Origin of the sequence: Anaeromicropila herbilytica, from assembly GCF_016591975.1 — a bacterium.
GTDB classification, from domain to species: domain Bacteria; phylum Bacillota; class Clostridia; order Lachnospirales; family Lachnospiraceae; genus Anaeromicropila; species Anaeromicropila herbilytica.
Genome location: NZ_AP024169.1, coordinates 4,315,487 through 4,339,932 on the forward strand (window position 1 = coordinate 4,315,487; position 24,446 = coordinate 4,339,932).

Annotated in this window: 21 protein-coding genes; 2 read left to right on the forward strand and 19 right to left on the reverse strand. The window is 34.1% G+C overall.

The window, feature by feature from the left end:
• Positions 1-295: 295 nt before the first annotated feature.
• From bsdtb5_RS18375 to bsdtb5_RS18420, 10 genes are all read right to left on the reverse strand, one after another.
• Positions 296-700: an enhanced serine sensitivity protein SseB C-terminal domain-containing protein gene (locus tag bsdtb5_RS18375; RefSeq protein WP_271713420.1), complete on the reverse strand. Its 405-nt coding sequence runs from the start codon at positions 698-700 to the stop codon at positions 296-298.
• Positions 701-748: 48 nt separating this feature from the next.
• The gene (locus bsdtb5_RS18380; RefSeq protein WP_271713421.1) at positions 749-1,075 is read right to left on the reverse strand and encodes an SseB family protein; all 327 of its coding nucleotides are present in this window, start codon (positions 1,073-1,075) and stop codon (positions 749-751) included.
• Positions 1,076-1,085: 10 nt separating this feature from the next.
• Positions 1,086-1,382 (reverse strand): hypothetical protein, encoded by a 297-nt coding sequence (locus tag bsdtb5_RS18385; protein WP_271713422.1) that lies wholly within the window; start codon positions 1,380-1,382, stop codon positions 1,086-1,088.
• A gap of 8 nt (positions 1,383-1,390) precedes the next feature.
• A complete protein-coding gene (locus bsdtb5_RS18390; RefSeq protein ID WP_271713423.1) occupies positions 1,391-2,104 on the reverse strand; it encodes a hypothetical protein in 714 nt (237 codons plus the stop codon).
• A 588-nt stretch (positions 2,105-2,692) separates the two neighbouring features.
• Positions 2,693-2,920 carry an Imm74 family immunity protein gene (locus bsdtb5_RS18395; protein ID WP_271713424.1) on the reverse strand — a complete coding sequence of 76 codons (228 nt, stop codon included), beginning with the start codon at positions 2,918-2,920 and terminating at the stop codon, positions 2,693-2,695.
• A gap of 2 nt (positions 2,921-2,922) precedes the next feature.
• A complete protein-coding gene (locus bsdtb5_RS18400; RefSeq protein ID WP_271713425.1) occupies positions 2,923-4,437 on the reverse strand; it encodes a hypothetical protein in 1,515 nt (504 codons plus the stop codon).
• Positions 4,438-4,592: 155 nt separating this feature from the next.
• Positions 4,593-4,940 carry a hypothetical protein gene (locus bsdtb5_RS18405; protein ID WP_271713426.1) on the reverse strand — a complete coding sequence of 116 codons (348 nt, stop codon included), beginning with the start codon at positions 4,938-4,940 and terminating at the stop codon, positions 4,593-4,595.
• A gap of 59 nt (positions 4,941-4,999) precedes the next feature.
• Positions 5,000-6,301: a hypothetical protein gene (locus bsdtb5_RS18410; protein WP_271713427.1), complete on the reverse strand. Its 1,302-nt coding sequence runs from the start codon at positions 6,299-6,301 to the stop codon at positions 5,000-5,002.
• 105 nt (positions 6,302-6,406) lie between these two features.
• A complete protein-coding gene (locus tag bsdtb5_RS18415; RefSeq protein ID WP_271713428.1) occupies positions 6,407-8,878 on the reverse strand; it encodes a DUF5704 domain-containing protein in 2,472 nt (823 codons plus the stop codon).
• Positions 8,841-9,230: a hypothetical protein gene (locus bsdtb5_RS18420; protein WP_271713429.1), complete on the reverse strand. Its 390-nt coding sequence runs from the start codon at positions 9,228-9,230 to the stop codon at positions 8,841-8,843. The genes bsdtb5_RS18415 and bsdtb5_RS18420 overlap by 38 nt, the downstream gene beginning before the upstream one ends.
• 219 nt (positions 9,231-9,449) lie before the next feature.
• Between bsdtb5_RS18420 and bsdtb5_RS18425 the strand changes: the two genes are divergently transcribed.
• Together bsdtb5_RS18425 and bsdtb5_RS18430 are read left to right on the forward strand one after the other, a co-directional pair.
• Entirely contained in the window at positions 9,450-9,752 is a 303-nt protein-coding gene (locus tag bsdtb5_RS18425; RefSeq protein WP_271713430.1) for a hypothetical protein, read from the forward strand.
• 94 nt (positions 9,753-9,846) lie between these two features.
• Positions 9,847-10,221 carry a hypothetical protein gene (locus bsdtb5_RS18430; protein ID WP_271713431.1) on the forward strand — a complete coding sequence of 125 codons (375 nt, stop codon included), beginning with the start codon at positions 9,847-9,849 and terminating at the stop codon, positions 10,219-10,221.
• Between the two features lie 470 nt (positions 10,222-10,691).
• Here bsdtb5_RS18430 and bsdtb5_RS18435 read toward each other — a convergent pair whose 3' ends face one another.
• The 9 genes from bsdtb5_RS18435 to bsdtb5_RS18475 all read right to left on the reverse strand — a co-directional run bounded on the left by bsdtb5_RS18435 (position 10,692) and on the right by bsdtb5_RS18475 (position 24,409).
• A complete protein-coding gene (locus tag bsdtb5_RS18435; protein ID WP_015390556.1) occupies positions 10,692-11,318 on the reverse strand; it encodes a hypothetical protein in 627 nt (208 codons plus the stop codon).
• Positions 11,318-12,652, reverse strand: a complete 1,335-nt coding sequence (locus tag bsdtb5_RS18440) for a hypothetical protein (RefSeq protein WP_271713432.1) — start codon at positions 12,650-12,652, stop codon at positions 11,318-11,320. Before bsdtb5_RS18440 ends, bsdtb5_RS18435 begins: the two co-directional genes overlap by 1 nt.
• 105 nt (positions 12,653-12,757) lie before the next feature.
• Positions 12,758-15,886: a DUF5704 domain-containing protein gene (locus bsdtb5_RS18445; protein ID WP_271713433.1), complete on the reverse strand. Its 3,129-nt coding sequence runs from the start codon at positions 15,884-15,886 to the stop codon at positions 12,758-12,760.
• A 55-nt stretch (positions 15,887-15,941) separates the two neighbouring features.
• On the reverse strand, positions 15,942-17,213 hold the full coding sequence (locus tag bsdtb5_RS18450) for a hypothetical protein (RefSeq protein WP_271713434.1): 1,272 nt from the start codon (positions 17,211-17,213) through the stop codon (positions 15,942-15,944).
• Between the two features lie 25 nt (positions 17,214-17,238).
• Complete coding sequence (locus bsdtb5_RS18455) at positions 17,239-17,607, reverse strand: hypothetical protein (RefSeq protein ID WP_271713435.1); 369 nt, start codon at positions 17,605-17,607, stop codon at positions 17,239-17,241.
• Between the two features lie 541 nt (positions 17,608-18,148).
• Entirely contained in the window at positions 18,149-18,388 is a 240-nt protein-coding gene (locus tag bsdtb5_RS18460; RefSeq protein WP_271713436.1) for a hypothetical protein, read from the reverse strand.
• A gap of 3 nt (positions 18,389-18,391) precedes the next feature.
• On the reverse strand, positions 18,392-19,804 hold the full coding sequence (locus tag bsdtb5_RS18465) for a hypothetical protein (RefSeq protein ID WP_271713437.1): 1,413 nt from the start codon (positions 19,802-19,804) through the stop codon (positions 18,392-18,394).
• Positions 19,805-19,948: 144 nt separating this feature from the next.
• A complete protein-coding gene (locus bsdtb5_RS18470) occupies positions 19,949-23,128 on the reverse strand; it encodes a DUF5704 domain-containing protein (RefSeq protein ID WP_271713438.1) in 3,180 nt (1,059 codons plus the stop codon).
• Between the two features lie 9 nt (positions 23,129-23,137).
• Positions 23,138-24,409: a hypothetical protein gene (locus bsdtb5_RS18475; RefSeq protein ID WP_271713439.1), complete on the reverse strand. Its 1,272-nt coding sequence runs from the start codon at positions 24,407-24,409 to the stop codon at positions 23,138-23,140.
• Positions 24,410-24,446 lie beyond the last annotated feature (37 nt).

Sequence of the window (24,446 nt, forward strand, 5' to 3'; positions counted from 1 at the left end):
AAAGTAGGGCAGCCTATTTCTAGGTTGCCCCCTTATTAAACTGTACGTGTCCTACTTATCAATTTTACATATAATTGTATCCTCTGGTAGAGTTTAAATGCGAATCTTCTTAAGGGCTTCACATATTTTCACCTAAATTTAATAATTTGAGATGTAGAATAATTTTACATGGACTTTTCAGATACTTCCTTACTTATTTAAATCGCTATAGTAATCCGGTGGTTAAACTAGCATTTGCTTATCCGTAACCCAATTACTAATCTCAAAATTTCCTTATGTTGTAGCCATTTACAAACTACCAATTACTCTGATAAATTGGTACTTGATTCTCAACTGCACTTTTACCAAATGCTTTTTCTATCGTAACAAAATCAATTGGCAACCCATTTGTAAACTTTTTTGAAACACTAGCTATATTTTTATATATTTCATTTAGATTACCTTTACAATCCAATATTACCAAATAGCTTTGCTTTCCATCTCTTAGCATTAAACGTAACCATATTCTCATAATTTCATTATTCGTTAATGAATATTGTTTTATTGCATCCACCATCTGATACGGATACTCTTTCGGTTCTCCTAGTATTACTTTAGTATCTTTTGCTACCTGTTGCTCAGAAAAATCTTTGCTAATATTATCTTTTTTTAATTTTAAGTAGTCTATAACTTTACGTTCTAATATAATATTTTCACTCATTGGGTTAATTACAATACCTGCTATAGTATTATTTTGAAGTAATGAATATTAACTTTCAAAATTAAGAACTGCTATATTGAACTTATCATCATCATTATATTTTTTTAATTCAATAATGTCCGAAAATGCTGTATAATATATTTTTCCATCATCCGAAGTAACAACCTGCAAATCCAAATCAGCATTATTTATAAATTTATTTTTTCCGTCTTTTGTACTTTTGGGCACTTCGGAAATTTTGGCAATACATACAAAATGAGCGTTCATAGCAACTTCATTAAAAAATAAATTTATATTTTCTTCACTTCTCTTACATTTTATATCTTGCATTATTTTCTTTAAAAAAGTATTTTCAATTGATATATTATCAGTCACAATCGCCCTCCTATTCAAAGTTTTTACATTCTTCTGCATAATATCGTTCAACGTCACAAGCTAATTGATATAGCTTTTCATTAGAACATAAAGTATCACTTTCTGAAATTGCTCGTTGAATTCCTAACAAACCTTGTTTTGAATTTTCTAATGTTTTATTAACAATCATGCCATGTATTCTATTAATATGGTTTTTGTACTTCTCTAAATATTCTTTTATATAATCATCTTGATACTCAACTAATAATTTATCCACTTCTACTAATAAAAGTTCTAATTTATGATCCAATATGTTATACTTATTCATTACTCCTCCTACGGTAGTTCTCTTACTGATACTACCCAATCTGTATCAAATTCATTAAATAATAGTTGCAATCCCCCACCTGGTCTTGGATCTGCTATAGCATTCTGAGCTTTTGCAGTTCCAATTGCATACTTCACTTCCGTTCCAGCAGGTATTTTTGCTACTTTAACGGTATCTCGTGCACCCCAATCTTTTGAAAGTGCTAATTTATCCATATATTCCTCTACTGTTGATATATCATTAGCTTCATCCGTAGTTGTCCAATACTTGAGAGAGGCATCAGGTTTACTTAAGCTGTACTGAACGAGAGTTAAATCTTCATCAACAACTGTTTTAATCTCATATCCCTCATTGAAGTTAGCTAACTCACTATCAAATTTGCTTGAATAATCTATTTTCGTTGATACAGGACCACCCTCAACAGTACTACCTCCCCCCTTATTTAATATCTTTCCAACAAGGTTCTTAGCTCCCTTAGCTATGTTAATTCCTGCATCTGCAATTAGTACCACCGATGCTGCTAACACTACTATCTCTAATCCTCCTGCTAAAATATGTACTAGCTTACTATCACTTTCATGTCTTAAGGTGTCCGCTAAGGTATCTCGTCCTGCATATCGTACCGCAGTTGCTGCATCTCCATTTTTCGCTACCTGATATGCTTTACTATCATTATATACTGCGCTAATTCCATTCGCAACTGTCGCGACTGCTACTACCACGGCAGCTACTCCTACAATAACTGCTCCTACTGTACTTGCTGCTGCAAATGCTGCTACTGCTGCAATCGCTGTAACTGCTCCAAGTAATGCTGCTCCTATCCCTTCAATTGCTCCTTCGATTAGATATTTTCCTCCATCGTACTTATACCAGTCTGAGATTGCTTCTCCTGCTGATTTTATTACATCTTGAATTCCACCTATACAATCTTTGATTGCTCTTCCGATTGCTGTGGCATTTCCAATCGCTACTCCGATGTAGTTAAAGAAGTTCGTTATTACATTCTCCTTTATCTTATATGCCTTCTTAAAATCTCCGGTTATGGTCTTAATGGATCTGGCGACATTGTTATCTGCTGTTTTACAGTTTGACTCAAATGTTTTATATTACTTGATAAGAATCCACTTTTATAATTCTCAAAATAAAACGCACCTTGCAACAATTTTTTTGCTACAAAAAGTGCGTTTATAAAATTTCTAAATTCTAACCCTGGATTACGTCACTTCGTGAGAGCCATGATATTGAATTAAGAGAAAGTGATTTAGTTAATTGGAAGTCCTAAAGTATAATCATAATAAAATTATAATTATTTATTCAAATACAATTACCATATGTGAATCTTTGGTTTTTTCAACTACTTTTTTGATTATATATTGTTTTGTTTCATCATCAATAAGTTCATCCTTTGGAGAGTTCCACTTAACCATTGATTTTTTATATGCTACAAACCCTCCAACAATCATCTCTCCTTGAATTCTAACCTCTTTGCCATCAACTTCTACATCAATATATGATCTTGTTCCAGTTATTTTAATCATATTTACTTCCTTTCATAGTAAATGGAGCTCCTACCAGATGAATCAATTACTGTTATTGAGTTAACTTCGCTATCTTTACTCAGATTTTCTAAAATTTCATCCCATTGCCCCGATTTATATAGTGTATCATTAATAATTGTTGTAATATTTCCTGAAACATCCCTTTCAAATATAACAGTTTGTTCCATAGTTTCAGAATTAATTGTTGTTATTTTTGAAACATTTTCATTTTGCATTAACTTTGGAAGTTCAATGCTTTCCCATATATTATTAGCTCTCAAGTTTGTTCCAACTACAGCCCTTATATCACCTGAAACTTGACTGGCATATGCAGAAGAAGCTTCTTCCCATGCTTTAATCGAATCAGGATTGTCAAAATCCCATTTTGGCATATCTATTGATTGATCTGCTATAGTTGATTCTAAGGTAACTCCGCCCTCAGATTTAGCAATTTCAGAAGCAATTATATCTCCACTTGTTATAACATTCCCATCTGCATCAAATTCAGAGCAACCTGACCAAAAGAATGCGGTATCTTTTTCAGTTTTTAATGCCTTAGCTGTATCCTCGGTGATATAAGAATATTTAGCTCCCTCAACAACACTACTTCCCCCCTTATTCAATACTTTCCTAACAAGATTCTTAGCTCCCTTAGCTATGTTAATTCCTGCATCTACAATCAGTACCACCGATGCTGCTAACTCTACTATCTCTAAGCCTCCTGCTAAGATATGTACTAGTTTACTATCACTTTCATGTCTTAGGGTGTCCGCTAAGGTATCTCGTCCTGCGTATCGTACTGCAGTCGCTGCATCTCCATTTTTTGCTACTTGGTACGCTTTACTATCATTATATACTGCGCTGATTCCGTTCGCAACTGTCGCGACTGCTACTACCACGGCAGCGACTCCTACAATCACTGCTCCTACTGTACTTGCTGCCGCAAATGCTGCTACTGCTGCAATCGCTGTAACTGCTCCAAGTAATGCTGCTCCTATCCCTTCAATTGCTCCTTCGATTAGATATTTTCCTCCATCGTACTTATACCAGTCTGATATTGCTTCTCCTGCTGATTTTATTACATCTTGAATTCCACCTATACAATCTTTGATTGCTCTTCCGATTGCTGTGGCATTTCCAATCGCTACTCCGATGTAGTTAAAGAAGTTCGTTATTACGTTCTCCTTTATCTTATATACCTTCTTAAAATCTCCGGTTATGGTCTTAATGGATCTGGCGACATTGTTATCTGCTGTTTTACAGTTTGACTCAAATATTTTTATATTACTTGATAACGTGGTAAAATCAATTTTCTTCTGTTGTAGTTTCTCTAACTTTTTTCGCATAAAGCCATCTGCATCATAGAGATTCTGTGTTCTCTCTCCGCTGTACTCATTAATCTTTCGACACACCTTATGCTCTAGCTCATTCGCATAGTCTCCTAGTTTTTCTGCTAGATTCTTTGCTTGATGTGATGCATCATTTAGATCATCATAGGATATTACCAAAGTACCCATTTATTCACTCCCCTCTTAATTCTTTATTCTAGGAGTTTGTTATGTAACTTTTTCGCATTTTCTCCTCTACTCGCAAATCTAAAAGTAATTAAAAGCAACAATCTTCTGTAATGCAAGGAGTTGTTAGAAATATCTTTAGATTTCTCTATGTTACTTTATATTACATATTCATATCCTTCCTCTAATTTCAAAACAATATTTTTTTCATATTCATCGAGGTTATTATAACATTCTAACTCTTCTTTTTTTAACTCTAATTTCAATAATGTTGCAATAGCTAAATGGCCAATTGTATATACTCCCATTAAAACATGTGACTTCCCTCTATATTCACTTATCTCTATTAATCTATTTATAATAGCATCTGTTTTATATTGAATCTTAACAATTTCTTTCATTGTATTGCTTAGTACGAATACGTTGTTTATTTCTAAAAAATCTTGAAGTTCTTCTTTATCATATACTCCTTCTTGAATTCTTTTTATTATTTTATTATTACTCATTCTTTTTATCACTCCTTGAAGAAATTAAGTATATATTCTCTCTCTTGCCTATAATTTTCCTATAGCTGTGCAGATATATCTTTTAACCCTAGTCCATCTGCAATTTTAATTTCTTTCATATACGCACGTAATTCCTTAATGACTCTAGGGTTTTGTTCATACAATTGTCTCATTCCAGGTAATCCACTAGCTACATCGTCAATATAGTGTTGATATTCATGTATCAGAGCACTCATTGATGCATTTTTATCTATTATTAATTGGCCAGGTGCTCCCGGAATCAGTCCTGGAGAATATGCCATTGTACCATCTCTATATACTATTTCAACCCCATTATCAGTCATTTCATTTATTAACTTGTTCCATTCTTTTGGATTAGATTCAATACCAGAACCCAAAATGTCTCTTATGGGGTCGGATGGGTTTTTTCTATAAAAATCCTTAGTGAATTCTCCCCCCTTATTTAATATCTTCCCAACAAGATTCTTAGCTCCCTTAGCTATGTTAATTCCTGCATCTACAATCAGTACCACCGATGCTGCTAACTCTACTATCTCTAATCCACCTGCTAAGATATGTACTAGTTTACTATCACTTTCATGTCTTAGGGTATCCGCTAAGGTATCTCGTCCTGCATATCGTACCGCAGTTGCTGCATCTCCATTTTTCGCTACCTGATATGCTTTACTATCATTATATACTGCGCTGATTCCATTCGCAACAGTTGCTACTGCTACTACCACGGCAGCTACTCCTACAATAACTGCTCCTACTGTACTAGCCGCTGCCAATGCTGCTACTGCTGCGATTGCTGTAACGGCTCCAAGTAATGCTGCTCCTATCCCTTCGATTGCTCCTTCGATTAGGTATTTTCCTCCATCGTACTTATACCAGTCTGAGATTGCTTCTCCTGCTGATTTTATTACATCTTGAATTCCACCTATACAATCTTTGATTGCTCTTCCGATTGCTGTGGCATTTCCAATCACTACTCCGATGTAGTTAAAGAAGTTCGTTATTACGTTCTCCTTTATCTTATATGCCTTCTTAAAATCTCCGGTTATGGTCTTAATGGATCTGGCGACATTGTTATCTGCTGTTTTACAGTTTGACTCAAATGTTTTTATATTACTTGATAACGTGGTAAAATCAATTTTCTTCTGTTGTAGTTTCTCTAACTTTTTTCGCATAAAGCCATCTGCATCATAGAGATTCTGTGTTCTCTCTCCACTGTACTCATTGATCTTTCGACACACCTTATGCTCTAGCTCATTCGCATAGTCTCCTAGTTTTTCTGCTAGATTCTTTGCATTATGTGATGCATCATTTAGATCATCATAGGATATTACCAAAGTACTCATTTATTCACTCCCCTCTTACTTATGTCATGTTTGTTATCTTTTGTATTTGTTATCATTTATATTATTATTTTTCTTATTTCTGGATTAGCTTAGTTGGCTTTCTAATTAATGCGTTCCACCACTTTTATAATCCTCTGCAGCTGATTTATCGGTGTAATACATAATATAGTCCCCATCCTGGAATTCAAAGGTATTTCCTTTATAGTCCTTCTTCTCATATTGATATCCTTCGGTTCTCCACATATTACAATATCCATTTTTCGCATTCTCTAGATTAAGATAACTCAGATGTGGATTTCCATTTTGAAGCGTTTCTATATCAAAATTTACTACAATATATCCATTCTTTAACCAAAAGTCTTCTTTATAGTCTATTCCATAATGGTTCTTCGCATATCCTATCACATCATACCCTTGGGGTACGACATGGATCTCACTTGGTAGATAATATTCTCCATACCATTTTTGCATCGACTTCGTTACCTTATCTGGATCTACTCCGTATGGCACGGTTCCCGTCGGAGTATAATTCGTTCCAGTATAGGTTCTTAGATTCTCTTGAATCAGGACATTACTATAGGAGAATAGATTCTTCTTATTTCCTCGAATCTCATTTCTATTTCTTCCAGTTACCATAGCTTTCGTATTCAGTTCCGTATCTGGCACACCAAAATATGGGTCTCCTAGTCGATACGCTTTGGTATTGAACTGATCCATAAAGCTTCCTACCTTTACAAGGATTTGTTTCTGTCCTCGGAAGGTTTCGCTATAATAAAGATCCACTGGCTGTCTATTTCCTCCCTTGGAATCTACATAGTAAAAGGTTGGCTTTATATGAACGGAATCTTGATTGGAATACATATTTCCTATGGTGGTTAACTGGAATCTTGTAACATAGCCTGTCTTAATCGCTCCAATATTAGAATACCCTGGATGGCTTCCATTTAATAAAGTGAAGGTATACTTTGGATTACGTCCCGTATCTACTCCATTCTGATCATTCGTTCCAACCGTATAGTTAAATCCGGATAGCCTTAAGGAATTCTCTTGTCGGAATACATTCTCCCAGATTGGATAATCCGAGATATCGAATAGTTTTAATCCATAGACTCTTCCCGATACTTCCACACTGAGTTGGTCTGTAGCCACGTAGTTATTTCGTTCTAAGTTGGCTAACTCTTGGGTCTTATCTATTCCACCATTTGCTTCTGCGTTGATACTGATACTTCGAAAATCAATGTTATATTTTCCTTCATCCACCCAGATAGGAAGATAGAAGGAGGTCTCATCTTGGGTTAGTGTTACCCATGTCCCTGCCCTGATATAAGTACTTCCTTCATATACATCAAAGGGGAACTTTACTTCTCTACTTTTTATGTACTTGGCATAATCTTGATACCCATAACCATCGATATCAAGATGCTCCCCTTCTGTTGGAAGCTGAATCGTAAATGGCGTATCTAATACTAATGGCGACAACGATACATCGGGTGTGATCATCTGATCTGCAGATGCCTTATTAGAGATCAAGGCATCACATACCGTTGGTGTATGGATTATGACATTGGTTAGTTCGCTGACTGGATAACTTAATGTATTTCCATGTTTTCCATTTAACTGCTTTACCAATTTATAATTGACAGTTCCTGTACTTTCATAGATTCCATTTGCCTTAGTTGCATCGATTACTTGTCCAGGACGATATAACACATCATCTCCTGTTTCATCATAACTTACATCCATATCTGTCGGTTTCTTTGTCTCTTTCTCTACATAATTATCATCCATAACCAGAGTTCCATCAAACACTAATTTATCATTTCGAACTTTGATTTGCTTAACTAACGAGTCTGCTTCTTTGGTAAAATCAGCCGTTGGTGCTTCCTTCTGATTTAAAGTTTCTGTTGCTAGAGTAATTTCTGGTTCTGGTTTAACCATATGGTCTTCATCGTCTTCTCTATTGGTATAGTCGAGTTCAGGAACTGTATATCCTACTGGTGTAAGTTTGGATACCCCTCCTGGCAAAGCATAATTATTAACTGCTGCATGATCTATCTTATAATATTCAATCTTTGAAATTTTCCAAAAGGAATACTCTCTTTTTATATAAACCGGATGAGAAATTGTTACTGATTTCTCTTTCGTCTCTTCTTTTTTTGTTTTGGGGTCTGTTTCTGTCCATTTCAGATTGTACGTCTTTGTAGCACTAATTGTATATACCTTGATACCGTACTTTTTTGTAAACGTATATCCTAGTAGATAATTATTAGAAAATACATTCGTATATAGTTTCTCTGTTGTTGGAATTCCTTCTTCTACATTAAATTGTTCATCGTCACGTTCATCCGCAGCAATAACTCCATGAGGCGTGGGGTCTTCCAGTGGCACTACTAAAACATCAGATCCAGAACTTCCTTTAGGTTTCTTTGGTTTCATAAGCGCTACAATTAGTAACCCTCCTGGTGCTTGCTGATTACTCCTCTTATACACATCATTTACTTGATCATTATAATTCTTGGCATTCACACTTGTTACTTTTTTAACCGGATGATCCTTTACCTTTTTCTGATTTGCCATAGTTATCTCCAAATATCAAATTTGCTTTATTGCTCATATTTTTTGCAGATACAACCTTAAACCGAATGCATGCTCTTAAAAAATAGCCATTTGAATCGTGTAAAGTCGAAAGTTCAACTGATACTATTGATGATTTAATAATCACTTTATTCTTCTTCATTGCTTTTACATACTCTTTAATATCATCTGTAATTCTTTTATTTTGGAAAGCATCATCAGAATCTCCAAAATCAAATATATAGTATGTACCTCGTAATTTATTAATCCACTTAGTTCCAACTGTTCGGTAATCAACACTTAACCTAGCCTCAAGATTGGTTTTGACTGTATTAGCCTCAATGTAAGTACACATAGTTTTAGAAAATTTTATGCTAATGAAATATTTAATAATAATAACCAAAACATAGAACTTGTTAGGGCATTATTACAGCACAGTACCATAGCGGTCACCCAAACATACCTTGGGGTTAGTAGTAAAGAGATAGAAGCTGCTATAAGTAATCATGTGCATATTGTTTAATACAGATAAAACCTTTCACAAGTAAATACAAGTAGCAAAGGAGGATTATTTATGGATAACATTAAATTTTTAGGGAATTTTTCTGACGGCACATTAAAAAAGGCTTGTAAACAGCGTGAAAACCCTACAAGCTTAGATACCTTTTATAATGCAGTAAATCAAGCTACTGCTAGTAGATGTTGTAGCTGTTGTAAGCAAGAGGTCATTGTATATGCAGTAGAACTTCCAATAAAACTTGCTGTTCTTTCGCTCTGCGTAGAATGTTTAAGTAGTCTACCCTTAGCATTGGAAGTCATAACCCTAAGTAGTCACGGTGCTCCGCCTTTGTTGGTTCAGGTTCAAAAGGAGGTGTAGCCGTGTTATACTGCTTAAATTGTAGGAAGTTTATAAATAAAAGAACAATCATAAAACCATATTTGTGCATAATGAGCTTATGGTAGTCTTTAATATGCTTATAGAGCGTGGATTTAAGGTCACCTCCACTAGTTTAGAAACATATGATTTGTTTTTAGGCCACCCCTATATTGATAAAATTACACATATCCAAATCAAATTTGGAGCTTTTTATCCAAAGGCCCTGCTTGATGGACTACCTCCCAACTGGGTACATTACGAATACCACACGATTGATAATAAACGCATTAGTGATTACACCTACTCAGCACTAAGTTGCTCAGAGCATCACCCTATCACAGAGTCAGATACAGAAAGTATTGAGTATGCTAAAAGGCTAAATATCAGCAATTTGGAGTGCTGGCTTAACGATATAGACCCTGCTGGTTTTTGGAGTGTACTAAAACTAGGGGGCATAGAGCTGTACTAACGCTTAGTATACAATGTAGAATAGCTTACACATAAATCCACTACTATAACACCCTGTAACCCTTTATATTACTTTGATTATATAACCTCAAAATGTTTCAAGACATCCTTAATTGACCATTGCATACCTCCAGATTTATTTTAAATCTTCGAACCAGTTCATTTATCATACATATTTGCTTCTTTCATTGTTTTAGGCATAGAAAAAGGGCTAACACCATTTTATCAGCGTTAGCCTTCTTTATTGCTATAATATATATTTGATTTTCACTTTTGTTACTGCTTACTGCATTATTATTACTTGCAGTCAAATTTTAATTACTACAAAACCTATATTTTTATATATTTATTTAATACTCATCTTATTAGTTGTATAAAACATAGTTTTGTAGTGAATTATAATATTTTTATGGAGTGAGTAAAACATATTCAATGTAACATTCATATAACAAATATTACATTGAATATCATTTAACTCCAGTAATTATCTATAGTATTTTGTATCTCTTTACTACAAGATGCATTCATATATATTTCCATTAATAAATTTTCAACTTCTGGTTCTTTATACAACATTATATTGTCAACTATTACCTCTAATAAGTACTTATTAACATCCATTACTTTATTGTACATATTATTTGAAAATTTGATAATATCTTGTTTTGAAGCTTCTTTAAAAAACGCTTTTAATTGCATCTCGATATTTTCATTATTAAATCCTAATTCATTAATATTAATCATAATATCTTCTATTGATAATTCATCTGAAATAATATCTACCATTACTTTTTCTAACTGAGCTATAGCAATTCTTGAATCTTCATTTTCAAGATAAAATCGATAAAAAAATTCTTTATCTAAGCTATTATACATATAATGTATAGTATCTGCATCTATATCTTTACTGTAATTTTCCAATAAAACACTTTCAGTAGAAAAGTTATCAATTGTTTTCCATGACAAACTTCTACAATCATCATAAATTCTAAATTTCATTATTCCAGTTTGAATATTCTCTTCGCATTCAACAACAGGATATAACTGATTAACGCTTATTCCTTCTTTTTCTATGCTTCTTTTAGATTTTAAAATCATTATCTCACTCCTATCGGAACTAAATTTTCGTCCAAATCTATAATCCAAAAACCATCCTTATCTGTTTTGGTATACTTTAATTTATCTCTTATTGCTTTTGGTGCAGATATTTTCATCTTAGCATCATAATAACTAACTTTCCCAGTTTTAACATTCATATAATAATGTATCTTTCCTGTTCCATACTCATTTGTATATGGATATTTTGACTCCATTTTAGACCAATCTTCAATATTGCTTCCATCCTTAGTTAATTCGGCAATTAATTTTTTGTCGCCTAATTTAGCGCCTTTTATAATTTCCTCAGAATTATTCAATACATCATCTTTCACCAATGATTCTTTATATTTTTGATACAAATATGAGTCAGATGCAGAACTTTCTTCAACATTTCTAGCTTTTCCTACCCCCTCAGCAGCACTACCTCCCCCTTTATTTAATATCTTCCCAACAAGATTCTTAGCTCCCTTAGCTATGTTAATTCCTGCATCTACAATCAGTACCACCGATGCTGCTAACTCTACTATCTCTAATCCACCTGCTAAGATATGTACTAGTTTACTATCACTTTCATGTCTTAGGGTATCCGCTAAGGTATCTCGTCCTGCATATCGTACCGCAGTTGCTGCATCTCCATTTTTCGCTACCTGATATGCTTTACTATCATTATATACTGCGCTGATTCCATTCGCAACAGTTGCTACTGCTACTACCACGGCAGCTACTCCTACAATAACTGCTCCTACTGTACTAGCCGCTGCCAATGCTGCTACTGCTGCGATTGCTGTAACGGCTCCAAGTAATGCTGCTCCTATCCCTTCGATTGCTCCTTCGATTAGGTATTTTCCTCCATCGTACTTATACCAGTCTGAGATTGCTTCTCCTGCTGATTTTATTACATCTTGAATTCCACCTATACAATCTTTGATTGCTCTTCCGATTGCTGTGGCATTTCCAATCACTACTCCGATGTAGTTAAAGAAGTTCGTTATTACGTTCTCCTTTATCTTATATGCCTTCTTAAAATCTCCGGTTATGGTCTTAATGGATCTGGCGACATTGTTATCTGCTGTTTTACAGTTTGACTCAAATGTTTTTATATTACTTGATAACGTGGTAAAATCAATTTTCTTCTGTTGTAGTTTCTCTAACTTTTTTCGCATAAAGCCATCTGCATCATAGAGATTCTGTGTTCTCTCTCCACTGTACTCATTGATCTTTCGACACACCTTATGCTCTAGCTCATTCGCATAGTCTCCTAGTTTTTCTGCTAGATTCTTTGCATTATGTGATGCATCATTTAGATCATCATAGGATATTACCAAAGTACTCATTTATTCACTCCCCTCTTACTTATGTCATGTTTGTTATCTTTTGTATTTGTTATCATTTATATTATTATTTTTCTTATTTCTGGATTAGCTTAGTTGGCTTTCTAATTAATGCGTTCCACCACTTTTATAATCCTCTGCAGCTGATTTATCGGTGTAATACATAATATAGTCCCCATCCTGGAATTCAAAGGTATTTCCTTTATAGTCCTTCTTCTCATATTGATATCCTTCGGTTCTCCACATATTACAATATCCATTTTTCGCATTCTCTAGATTAAGATAACTCAGATGTGGATTTCCATTTTGAAGCGTTTCTATATCAAAATTTACTACAATATATCCATTCTTTAACCAAAAGTCTTCTTTATAGTCTATTCCATAATGGTTCTTCGCATATCCTATCACATCATACCCTTGGGGTACGACATGGATCTCACTTGGTAGATAATATTCTCCATACCATTTTTGCATCGACTTCGTTACCTTATCTGGATCTACTCCGTATGGCACGGTTCCCGTTGGCGTATAATTCGTTCCGATATAGGTTCTTAGATTCTCTCGAATCAAGACATTACTATAGGAGAATAGATTCTTCTTATTTCCTCGGATCTCATTTCTATTTCTTCCAGTTACCATGGCTTTCGTATTCAGTTCCGTATCTGGCACGCCAAAATATGGGTCTCCCAGTCGATACGCTTTGGTATTGAACTGATCCATAAAGCTTCCTACCTTTACAAGAATTTGTTTCTGTCCTCGGAAGGTTTCGCTATAATAGAGATCCACTGGCTGTCTATTTCCTCCTTTGGAATCTACATAGTAAAAGGTTGGCTTTATATGAACGGAATCTTGATCGGAATACATATTTCCTATGGTGGTTAACTGGAATCTAGTAACATACCCTGTCTTAATCGCTCCAATATTAGAATACCCTGGATGGCTTCCATTTAATAAGGTGAAGGTATACTTTGGATTACGTCTTGTATCTACTCCATTCTGATCATTCGTTCCAACCGTATAGTTAAATCCGGATAATCTTAAGGAATTCTCTTGACGGAATACATTCTCCCAGATCGGATAATCCGAGATATCGAATAATTTTAATCCATAGACTCTTCCCGATACTTCCACACTGAGTTGGTCTGTCGCCACGTAGTTATTTCGCTCTAAGTTGGCTAACTCTTGGGTCTTATCTATTCCACCATTTGCTTCTGCATTGATACTGATACTTCGAAAATCAATGTTATATTTTCCTTCATCCACCCAGATAGGAAGATAGAAGGAGGTCTCATCTCGGGTTAGTGTTACCCATGTCCCTGCCCTGATATAAGTACTTCCTTCATATACATCAAAGGGGAACTTTACTTCTCTACTTTGTATGTACTTGGCATAATCTTGATACCCATAACCATCGATATCAAGATGCTCCCCTTCTGTTGGCAGCTGAATCGTAAATGGCGTATCTAATACCAATGGTGACAACGATACATCGGGTGTGATCATCTGATCTGCGGATGCCTTATTAGAGATGAATGCATCACATACCGTTGGTGTGTGGATCACGACTTTGGTTAGGTCACTGACTGGATAACTTAATGTATTTCCATGATCTCCTTTTAATTGCTTTATCACTTTATAGTCGACAGTTCCCGTACTTTCATAGATTCCATTTGCCTTAGTTGCATCGATTACTTGTCCAGGACGATATAACACATCATCTCCTGTTTCATCATAACTTACATCCATATCTGTCGGTTTCTTTGTCTCTTTCTCTACATAATTATCATCCATAACCAGAGTTCCATCAAACACTAATTTATCATTTCGGACTTTGATTTGCTTAACTAACGAGTCTGCTTCTTTGGTAAAATCAGCCGTTGGTGGTTCTTTCTGATTTTTTTTCTCTGGTTTTAGTGTAATTGTTAATTCCGGCTCAACCATATGTTTTGCATCGTCTTCTATTTTGGTATAATCAAGTTTAGGAACCGTATATCCTACTGGTGTAAGTTTGGATACTCCTCCTGGCAAAGCATAATTCTTTACTGTTGCATGATCAATCTTATAATATTCAATCTTTGAAATCTCCCAATAGGAATACTCTCTTTTTATATATACCTCTTGAGAAACTGTTTCGGATTTACTTTTTGTAACTTGTTTCTTTGTTTTGGGGTCTGGTTCTTTCCAAGTTAACTGGTATGTCTTTGATGCCTTAATCGAATATACCTTCGTACCGTACTTTCTTGTAAACGTATATCCAAGCAGATAATTATTAGAGAATACATTCGTATATAGCTTCTCTGTTGTTGGAATTCCTTCTTTTACATTAAATTGTTCGTCGTCACGTTCATCGGCAGCAATAACTCCATGAGGCGTGGGGTCTTCCAGTGGCACTTCTATAACATCAGAATACTCATGCCCTTTAGGTTTCTTTGGTTTCATAAGTGCTACAATTAGTAACCCTCCTGGCGCTTGTTGATTACTCCTCTTATACACATCTTTTACTTGATCATTATAATTCTTGGCATTCACACTTGTTACTTTTTTAGTAGGATGATCTTTTACTTTTTTCTGATTTGCCATATAATATATGGTACTTTGAGCTAGTGCTAATGTCTGACCTCCATAGTTCTTTTCTTTGTCTAATGTTACATTAACCATCTTCCCAAGCTTTACAGGGGCTAGTTTTTCTTCACTAATTACTTTATTGGCTTGAGTAATATATCGAACTGTTACTGGTTGGGGACCAGAAGAATGGTATTGAACTTTTATATCAAAATGATCTTCAAAATCTTTTGGATTCCTCCAAGGTTCAGCTTTTTCAATAGTAGGTAGATTATTTATTTCTTTTCCATACTTCTTTCCATAGTGCCAGACTTGAAAGATTCCATTGAAATAAATCGTATCATTATCTTTTATTTTTTCGCAACCAGCTGCTAATAGTGCCCTATCCACGTCACCTTTTAGCAGCGTAAAACTCACTGTTACAGTTCCATCATGGTTATTCGTCTCATCTCTCTTAAACTGTTTAAGTAATATAGTAGCATGTTTAAGCTTGGTTGGATAACCACCATTTGATAAACATTCCCTTCTGCATATATTAAACCCTACTGTACTCCAAGTAATCTTAGTTGTAGCTTTTGTATCTTCCGTTTCAAAATATATTATCCCATTTACTGCAGATTGTTTATTAGCATTTACTATTATATCTTGCGGTACTGCCTTAAGAATTACAAACATTAACAGACATCAATACTATATTTTTTCTTCGTCTTTTTTTATTCATAATAGCCTCTTATCTTGAAACTATATTGTCTGTAAATACTGCATAATCCTCCCCAATACTGCCACCATCTGCAGTACCCAACACAATATCAACATACATTCTTATCAATTTCCCTTTTTTTAAATTTTTTATATAAATACTATCACCAAAAATTACATCCGATTGCTTTTTTAAACTTTTTGCAGAAACCACTTTGAATTGAATACATGTCCGTAAGCAATATCCATGAGAGAAATATAAAGTAGATGGTTCCACTGACACTAAAGACGACTTAATAATCACTTTATTTTTCTTCATTACTTTTACATACTCTTTAATATCATCTGTCATTCTTTTATTTTGGAAAGCATCATCAGAATCACCCCAATTATATACATAGTAAGTGCTTCGTAATTTATTGATCCACTTTGCTCCTACTGTTCGGTAATCAACATTTAACCTAGCCTCAAGATTGGTTTTGACTGTATTAGCCCATTTATCTAGATATGCATTTAAGACTTCCTGCATGTTATATTTATCTCCACCTCCGGTAATGAATGGCTTCTTTTTCATATTAACAGGACGTATATAATCCTCATACTCCACAGGCTTTGTTTTCTTTCCATCTTTACCATAATATGTTGCTACTTGCCAACTTGTTTTCATTTCATAAAATGAATTAGGAAATGCAGCTAATATATACTCATAACTTTTATAATTCTTAGGTAGATTGGTTGTTCGTATGACTTGTCCATCGGGACTTATTTTTCTTCTCTTCTTTTTATTTGTAAGTCTTACTAAGATTGTACTTGCTTCGCTTGAATTCAGATTATCTTTTCCTCGAAAAGTACGATCGTGAGTAAATATACCATCATAATCCCCTACGATAATTCCCTTTTCAAATACTTTAATTACCGCATCTCTTTTACTTGCACTTACTTTATTTAGATCTTTAATTCTCTTTTTATTCTTTACCTGATGATAAAGGTCTTCATTATAAGTTTTACCATGTAATATTTCATCTGCTCGGTTGGTTAATAGCGCTGCATCTTCTCTTTTGATATTTACACTATAATTTTTATATTCTCCATCTTTTACCAATCCTTCTGCAATAGCTGCGGATAGATAAGGGTTTTCTACCGTATTATCTACCTTTATCTTAGTAGCTACGACCAACTTTTGAATATATTCTTCTATTGTAATATTTTTATTCTTTGCCTCACTCTTCATTGTTGGCATTGCCAATTCAATGACTAGAACTATACTTAATAGTATTAACAGCATCTTTTTTATCTTTTTCATAACATAATCCTCCTAGTTCTGTCTTTTACGGATTGCATTCTGGGCATGGGTATGCTCCTTCTAGTGCACAATCCTTTTTATTGTAATATGGGTAATCTTTATTGGTTACTTTACTGCAAGTGGCTTTATGATAATAACGCTTTCCATCAGCCTCTTTTGTAATATAATAACATCTTGTCTTTCGAATTCTTGCTCCTGCATATGAATATTGGTTAAATACATCTCCAGTATTTAAACCATATGGATACCCTTGGAATACGACAAATAAACCTATGTCATCTATTGTTCTATACCATTCTTCCTTTTCAATATAGGGAAGTGCAAACTGATATGTAATTCCATAATGTTCTGCAATTCGATTGTGGTATAGAGTCCCAGCTGGTGTTGAATACACAAGATTTTTATTAAAATTTTGGATAATAATTTAAGGCATAAAAAAGACAGGTAATAGACTTATACAATCAATCACCTGCCTATCAATTCTTAAATTACTATATCACATTTTATTAGCTAAATAAAATTGTTAAACGGATATACTCTCAACTCATTATCTTTAATAAAAAATAAAGAATATCTGTTTCTCCTCTACCAAATCTACGAATATTTTAGATACTCATAGTTATCAAGATATCCAACCTTTATCCTATCAATCCCCTCTATAATCTTTATTTTAGCATCATTTTCTAAAATTTTTGATAAATACCTGTTAGAAGCACACATTAAAAATTTATTTGTATACTGAAGGTAAATTTTTTTACTTAAGTCTCTTAATTAAATCCTAGGTTACATTACTTCGTAAAATCCATGATATTGAATTAGAGGTTAGGATTTAGGTGGTAGGATGTCCTAAGTATAACCATAATTTAAATTATTAACTATTACTTTTGTAAATTATCCAACTTATACATTCTAACTACCTACAATCTTTCATAGAACTAATCAAAAAAATTAACTGTAAAATCTTTATCACTCAAAAAATCTTTCACATGCTTAATAAAATCTTCTCTTTCTTGTGTACTCATTACTCTTTCACCTCTAGTCCCTTGTAATTTCATACTGCTTTTATAAGCAAAAAATCCATTATTTTGTAATTCACCATCTGCTAGTACAATAATATTATTATCCAATATAAACTTAATTTCACTACTTGTTCCTTTAATATCTAAAATGTTCATATACTAATTTCCTCCGAATTTTACAAGTTCTGCACCATCTTCACCTATATATTTAATAATAGTAGCATTATTCTCTGGATTTAATCTATCATATATAAGAGTTATTTCATTTGTAAATGGATTGATAGCTGTTATTGATTTTACATTTACATTTGCTTTTAATGTATCAAGTTCTGTTGAAACAAATACACTATTTGCACCAACTGTATCTCCTAATACAACATTTATATTTCCAGAACAATTTTGTGCATAGCAATCTGATACATCTCTCCATGCTTGCTGGGCATTTTTGTCCAAGAAACTCCATTCAGGCATTTTGATATTATTCAATTCTATTTGATTTTCCAGTGTTGTACATCCTTTTTTTATTGCCGTATCCTTAGCAATATTTGCTCCATCTATACCTAATCCAGACCAAAAATAGGCTTTATCCTCTCCTGTTGTTAATGCTTCCTTAATTTCATCTGTTATTATAAAAGAATTACCAACACCCTCAACAGCACTACTCCCCCCCTTATTTAATATCTTCCCAACAAGATTCTTAGCTCCCTTAGCTATGTTAATTCCTGCATCTACAACCAGTACAACCGATGCTGCTAATTCTACCATTTCTAAGCCTGTTGCTAAGATATGTACTAACTTACTATCACTTTCATGTCTTAAGGTATCCGCTAAGGTATCTCTTCCTGCATATCGTACCGCAGTTGCTGCATCTCCATTTTTCGCCACTTGATATGCTTTACTATCATTATATACTGCACTGATTCCATTCGCAACTGTCGCGACAGCCACTACCACGGCAGCTACTCCTACAATCACTGCTCCTACTGTACTTGCCGCTGCAAATGCTGCTACTGCTGCGATTGCTGTAACGGCTCCAAGTAATGCTGCTCCTATCCCTTCGATTGCTCCTTCGACTAGGTATTTTCCTCCATCGTACTTATACCAGTCTGATATTGCTTCACCTGCTGATTTTATCACATCTTGAATTCCACCAATACAATCTTTGATTGCTCTTCCGATTGCTGTCGCATTTCCAATCGCTACTCCGATGTAGTTAAAGAAGTTCGTAATTACGTTCTCCTTTATCTTATATGCCTTCTTAAAATCTCCGGTTATGGTCTTAATGGATCTGGCGACATTGTTATCTGCTGTTTTACAGTTTGACTCAAATGTTTTTATATTACTCGATAACGTGGTAAAATCGATTTTCTTCTGTTGTAATTTCTCTAACTTTTTCCTCATGAAGCCATCTGCATCATAAATATTCTGTGTTCTCTCTCCGCTATACTCATTGATTTTTCGACACACCTTATGCTCTAGTTCATTCGCATAGTCTCCTAGTTTTTCTGCTATGTTTCTTGCTTGATGCGACGCATCATTTAGATCTTCATAGGATATTACTAAAGTACCCATTTATTCACTCCCCTCTTAGTTTTTTTATCTAATAATGTCTTTTATATCATGTATGTTAACTTTTGTATTTGCTATCTTTTGTATTTGTTATCTTTTGTATATTATTCTTCTTATTTCTGGATTAGCTTATGGTTAACTCATTAATTAATGTGTTCCACCGCTTTTATAATCACCTGCTGCTGATTTATTAGTGAAATACAGGATATAGTCCCCATCCTGGAATTCAAAGGTATTTCCTTTATAGTCCTTCTTCTCATATTGATATCCTTCGGTTCTCCACATATTACAATATCCATTTTTCGCATTCTCTAGATTAAGATAACTCAGATGTGGATTTCCATTTTGAAGCGTTTCTATATCAAAATTTACTACAATATATCCATTCTTTAACCAAAAGTCTTCTTTATAGTCTATTCCATAATGGTTCTTCGCATATCCTATCACATCATACCCTTGGGGTACGACATGGATCTCACTTGGTAGATAATATTCTCCATACCATTTTTGCATCGACTTCGTTACCTTATCTGGATCTACTCCGTATGGCACGGTTCCCGTCGGCGTATAATTCGTTCCGATATAGGTTCTTAGATTCTCTTGAATCAAGACATTACTATAGGAGAATAGATTCTTCTTATTTCCTCGAATCTCATTTCTATTTCTTCCAGTTACCATGGCTTTCGTATTCAGTTCCGTATCTGGCACACCAAAATATGGGTCTCCTAGTCGATACGCTTTGGTATTGAACTGATCCATAAAGCTTCCTACCTTTACAAGGATTTGTTTTTGTCCTCGGAAGGTTTCGCTATAATAAAGATCCACGGGTTGTCTATTTCCGCCTTTAGAATCTACATAGTAAAAGGTTGGTTTTATATGAACGAAATCTTGATTGGAATACATATTTCCTATGGTGGTTAACTGGAATCTTGTAACATAACCTGTCTTAATCGCTCCAATATTAGAATACCCTGGATGACTTCCATTTAATAAGGTGAAGGTATACTTTGGATTACGTCCCGTATCTACTCCATTCTGATCATTCGTTCCAACTGTATAGTTAAATCCGGATAGCCTTAAGGAATTCTCTTGTCGGAATACATTCTCCCAGATTGGATAATCCGAGATATCGAATAGTTTTAATCCATAGACTCTTCCTGATACTTCCACGCTGAGCTGATCTGTCGCCACGTAGTTATTTCGCTCTAAATTGGCTAATTCTTGGGTCTTATCTATTCCACCATTTGTTTCTGCATTGATACTGATACTTCGAAAATCAATGTTATATTTTCCTTCATCCACCCAGATAGGAAGATAGAAGGAGGTCTCATCTTGGGTTAGTGTTACCCATGTTCCTGCCCTGATATAAGTACTTCCTTCATATACATCAAAGGGGAACTTTACTTCTCTACTTTTTATGTACTTGGCATAATCTTGATACCCATAACCATCGATATCAAGATGCTCCCCTTCTGTTGGAAGCTGAATCGTAAATGGCGTATCTAATACCAATGGTGACAAGGATACATCGGGTGTGATCATCTGATCTGCGGATGCCTTATTAGAGATGAATGCATCACATACGGTTGGTGTGTGGATCACGACTTTGGTTAGGTCACTGACTGGATAACTTAATGTATTTCCATGATCACCATTTAATTGCTTTACCACTTTATAGTTAACAGTTCCCGTACTTTCATAGATTCCATTTGCCTTAGTTGCATCAATTGCTTGTCCAGGACGATATAACACATCATCTCCTGTTTCATCATAACTTACATCAATATCTTCTGGATCCTTTGTCTTTTTCTCGACATACTTATCATCCATAATCTGAGTTCCATCAAACTCTAATTTATCATTTCGGACTTTGATTTGCTTAATAATAGCATTTACTTCTTTTGTATAATCTTCCACAGGAGCTTCTTTCAGATTTAAACTCTTTGCTGGCAGAGGTTGAATGATTAAATTTGGCTCAATCATATGGTCTTTATCGCCTACTCTATTGGTATAAATAAGTTTAGGAACCGTATATCCTACTGGTGTAAGTTTGGATACACCTCCTGGCAAAGCATAATTCTTTACAGCTGCATGATCGATCTTATAATATTCAATCTTTGAAATTTCCCAATAGGAAAAATCTCTTTTAATATATACCTCTTGAGGAACTGATACTGATTTATTTTTTGTGACTTTTTTCTTTGTTTTTGGGTCTGTTTCTGTCCATTTCAGATGGTAAGTCCTTGTTGCATTAACTGTATATACCTTCGTACCGTGCTTTCTTGTAAACGTATATCCTAGTAGATAATTATTAGAAAATACATTCGTATACAGCTTCTCTGTTGTTGGAATTCCTTCTTCTACATTAAATTGTTCGTCGTCACGTTCATCGGCGGCAATAACTCCATGAGGTGTGGGTTCTTCGAGTGGTACTTTTAAAACTTCGGAATCTCTATTCCCTTTAGGTTTTTTAGGTCTCATAAGAGCTACAATTAGTAACCCTCCTGGTGCTTGCTGATAACTTCTCTTATACACTTCTTTTACTTGATCATTATAATTCTTGGCATTCACACTCGTTACTTTTGTAGTAGGATGATCTTTTACTTTTTTCTGATTTGCCATATAATATATGGTACTTTGAGCTAGTGCTAATGTCTGACCTCCATAGTTCTTTTCTTTGTCTAATGTTACATTAACCATCTTCCCAAGCTTTACAGGGGCTAGTTTTTCTTCACTAATTACTTTATTGGCTTGAGTAATATATCGAACTGTTACTGGTTGCGCACCAGAAGAATGGTATTGAACTTTTATATCAAAATGATCTTTAAAATCTTTTGGATTTCTCCAAGACTCAGCTTTTTGAATAGTAGGTAGATTGTATATTTTTCCATCATGCTTCTTTCCATTGTGCCAGACTTGAAAGATTCCATTCAAGTAGATAATATCATTATCTTGTATTTTCGCATATTTTAAATGTACTAATGCCTTGTTTACTTCTTCTTTAGGTATATTAAATCTGACCGTATAAGTTCCGTTATGATTATCTTTCTCATGTTTCCAATTATCTTTAAGATATATAGTTGCATGTTTTAACTTAGTTGGATAACCACCATTCGGTAGACATTCACTTCTACATATCGTAAATCCTACCGTACTCCACGTAATACTACTAGTTGCCTTGGTATCTTTCGTAACAAATATTATTTCTCCATCTTGAGTTTTAGCATCTTGAGTGGCAGCTTTTAAACTTTTGGAAGTACTACATAATAGTACCAGGATCAATAGATTTATAAAAATAAATAGCACTTTATGTTCTTTAATTTTCATTTTTACCTCTTAACGAGTCATAATATCGTCTTCATATACTGCATAATCTTCACCTAAACTACTACCATTTTGTGTTCCTATTCCAATATCAACATACATCGTTTTCCATTTTCCTTTTTTAAGATTTTTTATATAATTATCTCCAAATATCAAATTTGCTTTATTGCTCATATTTTTTGCAGATACAACCTTAAATCGGATACATGCCCTTATAAAATAACCACCTGCATCATATAAAGTAGATGGTTCTACTGATACTATTGATGATTTAATTATCACCTTATTTTTCTTCATCACTTTTACATACTCTTTAATATCATCTGTCCTTCTTTTGTTTTGAAAAGCATCATCAGAATCTCCAAAATCAAATATATAGTATGTACCTCGTAATTTATTAATCCACTTAGTTCCTACCGTTCTATAATCAACATTCAATCTAGTTTCTAAGTTAGTTTTTACTTTGTTTACCCATTGATCAAGATAAGCATTTAGTATGTCTTCCATATTATACTTATCATCATTTGCCCCAGTAATGAATTTTTTCTTTTTAATATTAACTGGACGTACATAATCTTTGTATTCTACTGGTTTTCTTTTTCTTCCATTATCGTTAAAGTATGATCCTAGCTGCCAATCCATCTTCATCTCATAAAATGAATTAGGAAAAGATGCTAATATATACTCATAATTCTTATAATTCTTAGGTAGATTGGTTGTTCTTATGACTTGCCCATCTGGACTTATTTTTCTTCTTTTCTTTTTATTCTTAAGCCTAACTAAGATCGTACTAGCTTCACTTGAATTCAGGTTATCTTTTCCTCGAAAAGTTCGATCGTGAGTAAATATACCATCATAATCCCCTACGATAATTCCTTTTTCAAATACTTTAATTACCGCATCTCTTTTACTTGCACTTAACTTATTTAAGTCTTTAATTCTCTTTTTATTCTTTACCTGATGATAAAGGTCTTCATTATAAGTTTTACCATGCAATATTTCATCTGCTCGGTTGGTTAATAGCGCTGCATCTTCTCTTTTGATATTAACACTATAATTTTTATATTCCCCATCTTTTACCAATCCTTCTGCGATTGCTGCTGATAGGTAAGGGTTTTCTACCGTATTATCTACCTTTATCTTAGTAGCTACAACCAACTTTTGAATATATTCTTCTATTGTAATATTTTTATTCTTTGCCTCACTTGTATTGGCTGGTAATGTTAATTCTATGACTAGAACTATACTTAATAGTATTAACAGCATCTTTTTTATCTTTTTCATAACATAATCCTCCTAGTTCTGTCTTTTACGGATTGCA

Coding starts and splice junctions, on each gene's coding strand:
- bsdtb5_RS18470 (WP_271713438.1), bottom strand. CDS start 23,128: ATGAAAATTAAAGAACATAAAGTGCTATTTATTTTTATAAATCTATTG.
- bsdtb5_RS18405 (WP_271713426.1), bottom strand. CDS start 4,940: ATGAGTAATAATAAAATAATAAAAAGAATTCAAGAAGGAGTATATGAT.
- bsdtb5_RS18375 (WP_271713420.1), bottom strand. CDS start 700: ATGAGTGAAAATATTATATTAGAACGTAAAGTTATAGACTACTTAAAA.
- bsdtb5_RS18420 (WP_271713429.1), bottom strand. CDS start 9,230: ATGTGTACTTACATTGAGGCTAATACAGTCAAAACCAATCTTGAGGCT.
- bsdtb5_RS18385 (WP_271713422.1), bottom strand. CDS start 1,382: ATGAATAAGTATAACATATTGGATCATAAATTAGAACTTTTATTAGTA.
- bsdtb5_RS18415 (WP_271713428.1), bottom strand. CDS start 8,878: ATGGCAAATCAGAAAAAGGTAAAGGATCATCCGGTTAAAAAAGTAACA.
- bsdtb5_RS18395 (WP_271713424.1), bottom strand. CDS start 2,920: ATGATTAAAATAACTGGAACAAGATCATATATTGATGTAGAAGTTGAT.
- bsdtb5_RS18440 (WP_271713432.1), bottom strand. CDS start 12,652: ATGAGTACTTTGGTAATATCCTATGATGATCTAAATGATGCATCACAT.
- bsdtb5_RS18445 (WP_271713433.1), bottom strand. CDS start 15,886: ATGTTTGTAATTCTTAAGGCAGTACCGCAAGATATAATAGTAAATGCT.
- bsdtb5_RS18450 (WP_271713434.1), bottom strand. CDS start 17,213: ATGAAAAAGATAAAAAAGATGCTGTTAATACTATTAAGTATAGTTCTA.
- bsdtb5_RS18430 (WP_271713431.1), top strand. CDS start 9,847: ATGCTTATAGAGCGTGGATTTAAGGTCACCTCCACTAGTTTAGAAACA.
- bsdtb5_RS18425 (WP_271713430.1), top strand. CDS start 9,450: ATGGATAACATTAAATTTTTAGGGAATTTTTCTGACGGCACATTAAAA.
- bsdtb5_RS18435 (WP_015390556.1), bottom strand. CDS start 11,318: ATGATTTTAAAATCTAAAAGAAGCATAGAAAAAGAAGGAATAAGCGTT.
- bsdtb5_RS18410 (WP_271713427.1), bottom strand. CDS start 6,301: ATGAGTACTTTGGTAATATCCTATGATGATCTAAATGATGCATCACAT.
- bsdtb5_RS18400 (WP_271713425.1), bottom strand. CDS start 4,437: ATGGGTACTTTGGTAATATCCTATGATGATCTAAATGATGCATCACAT.
- bsdtb5_RS18460 (WP_271713436.1), bottom strand. CDS start 18,388: ATGAACATTTTAGATATTAAAGGAACAAGTAGTGAAATTAAGTTTATA.
- bsdtb5_RS18475 (WP_271713439.1), bottom strand. CDS start 24,409: ATGAAAAAGATAAAAAAGATGCTGTTAATACTATTAAGTATAGTTCTA.
- bsdtb5_RS18465 (WP_271713437.1), bottom strand. CDS start 19,804: ATGGGTACTTTAGTAATATCCTATGAAGATCTAAATGATGCGTCGCAT.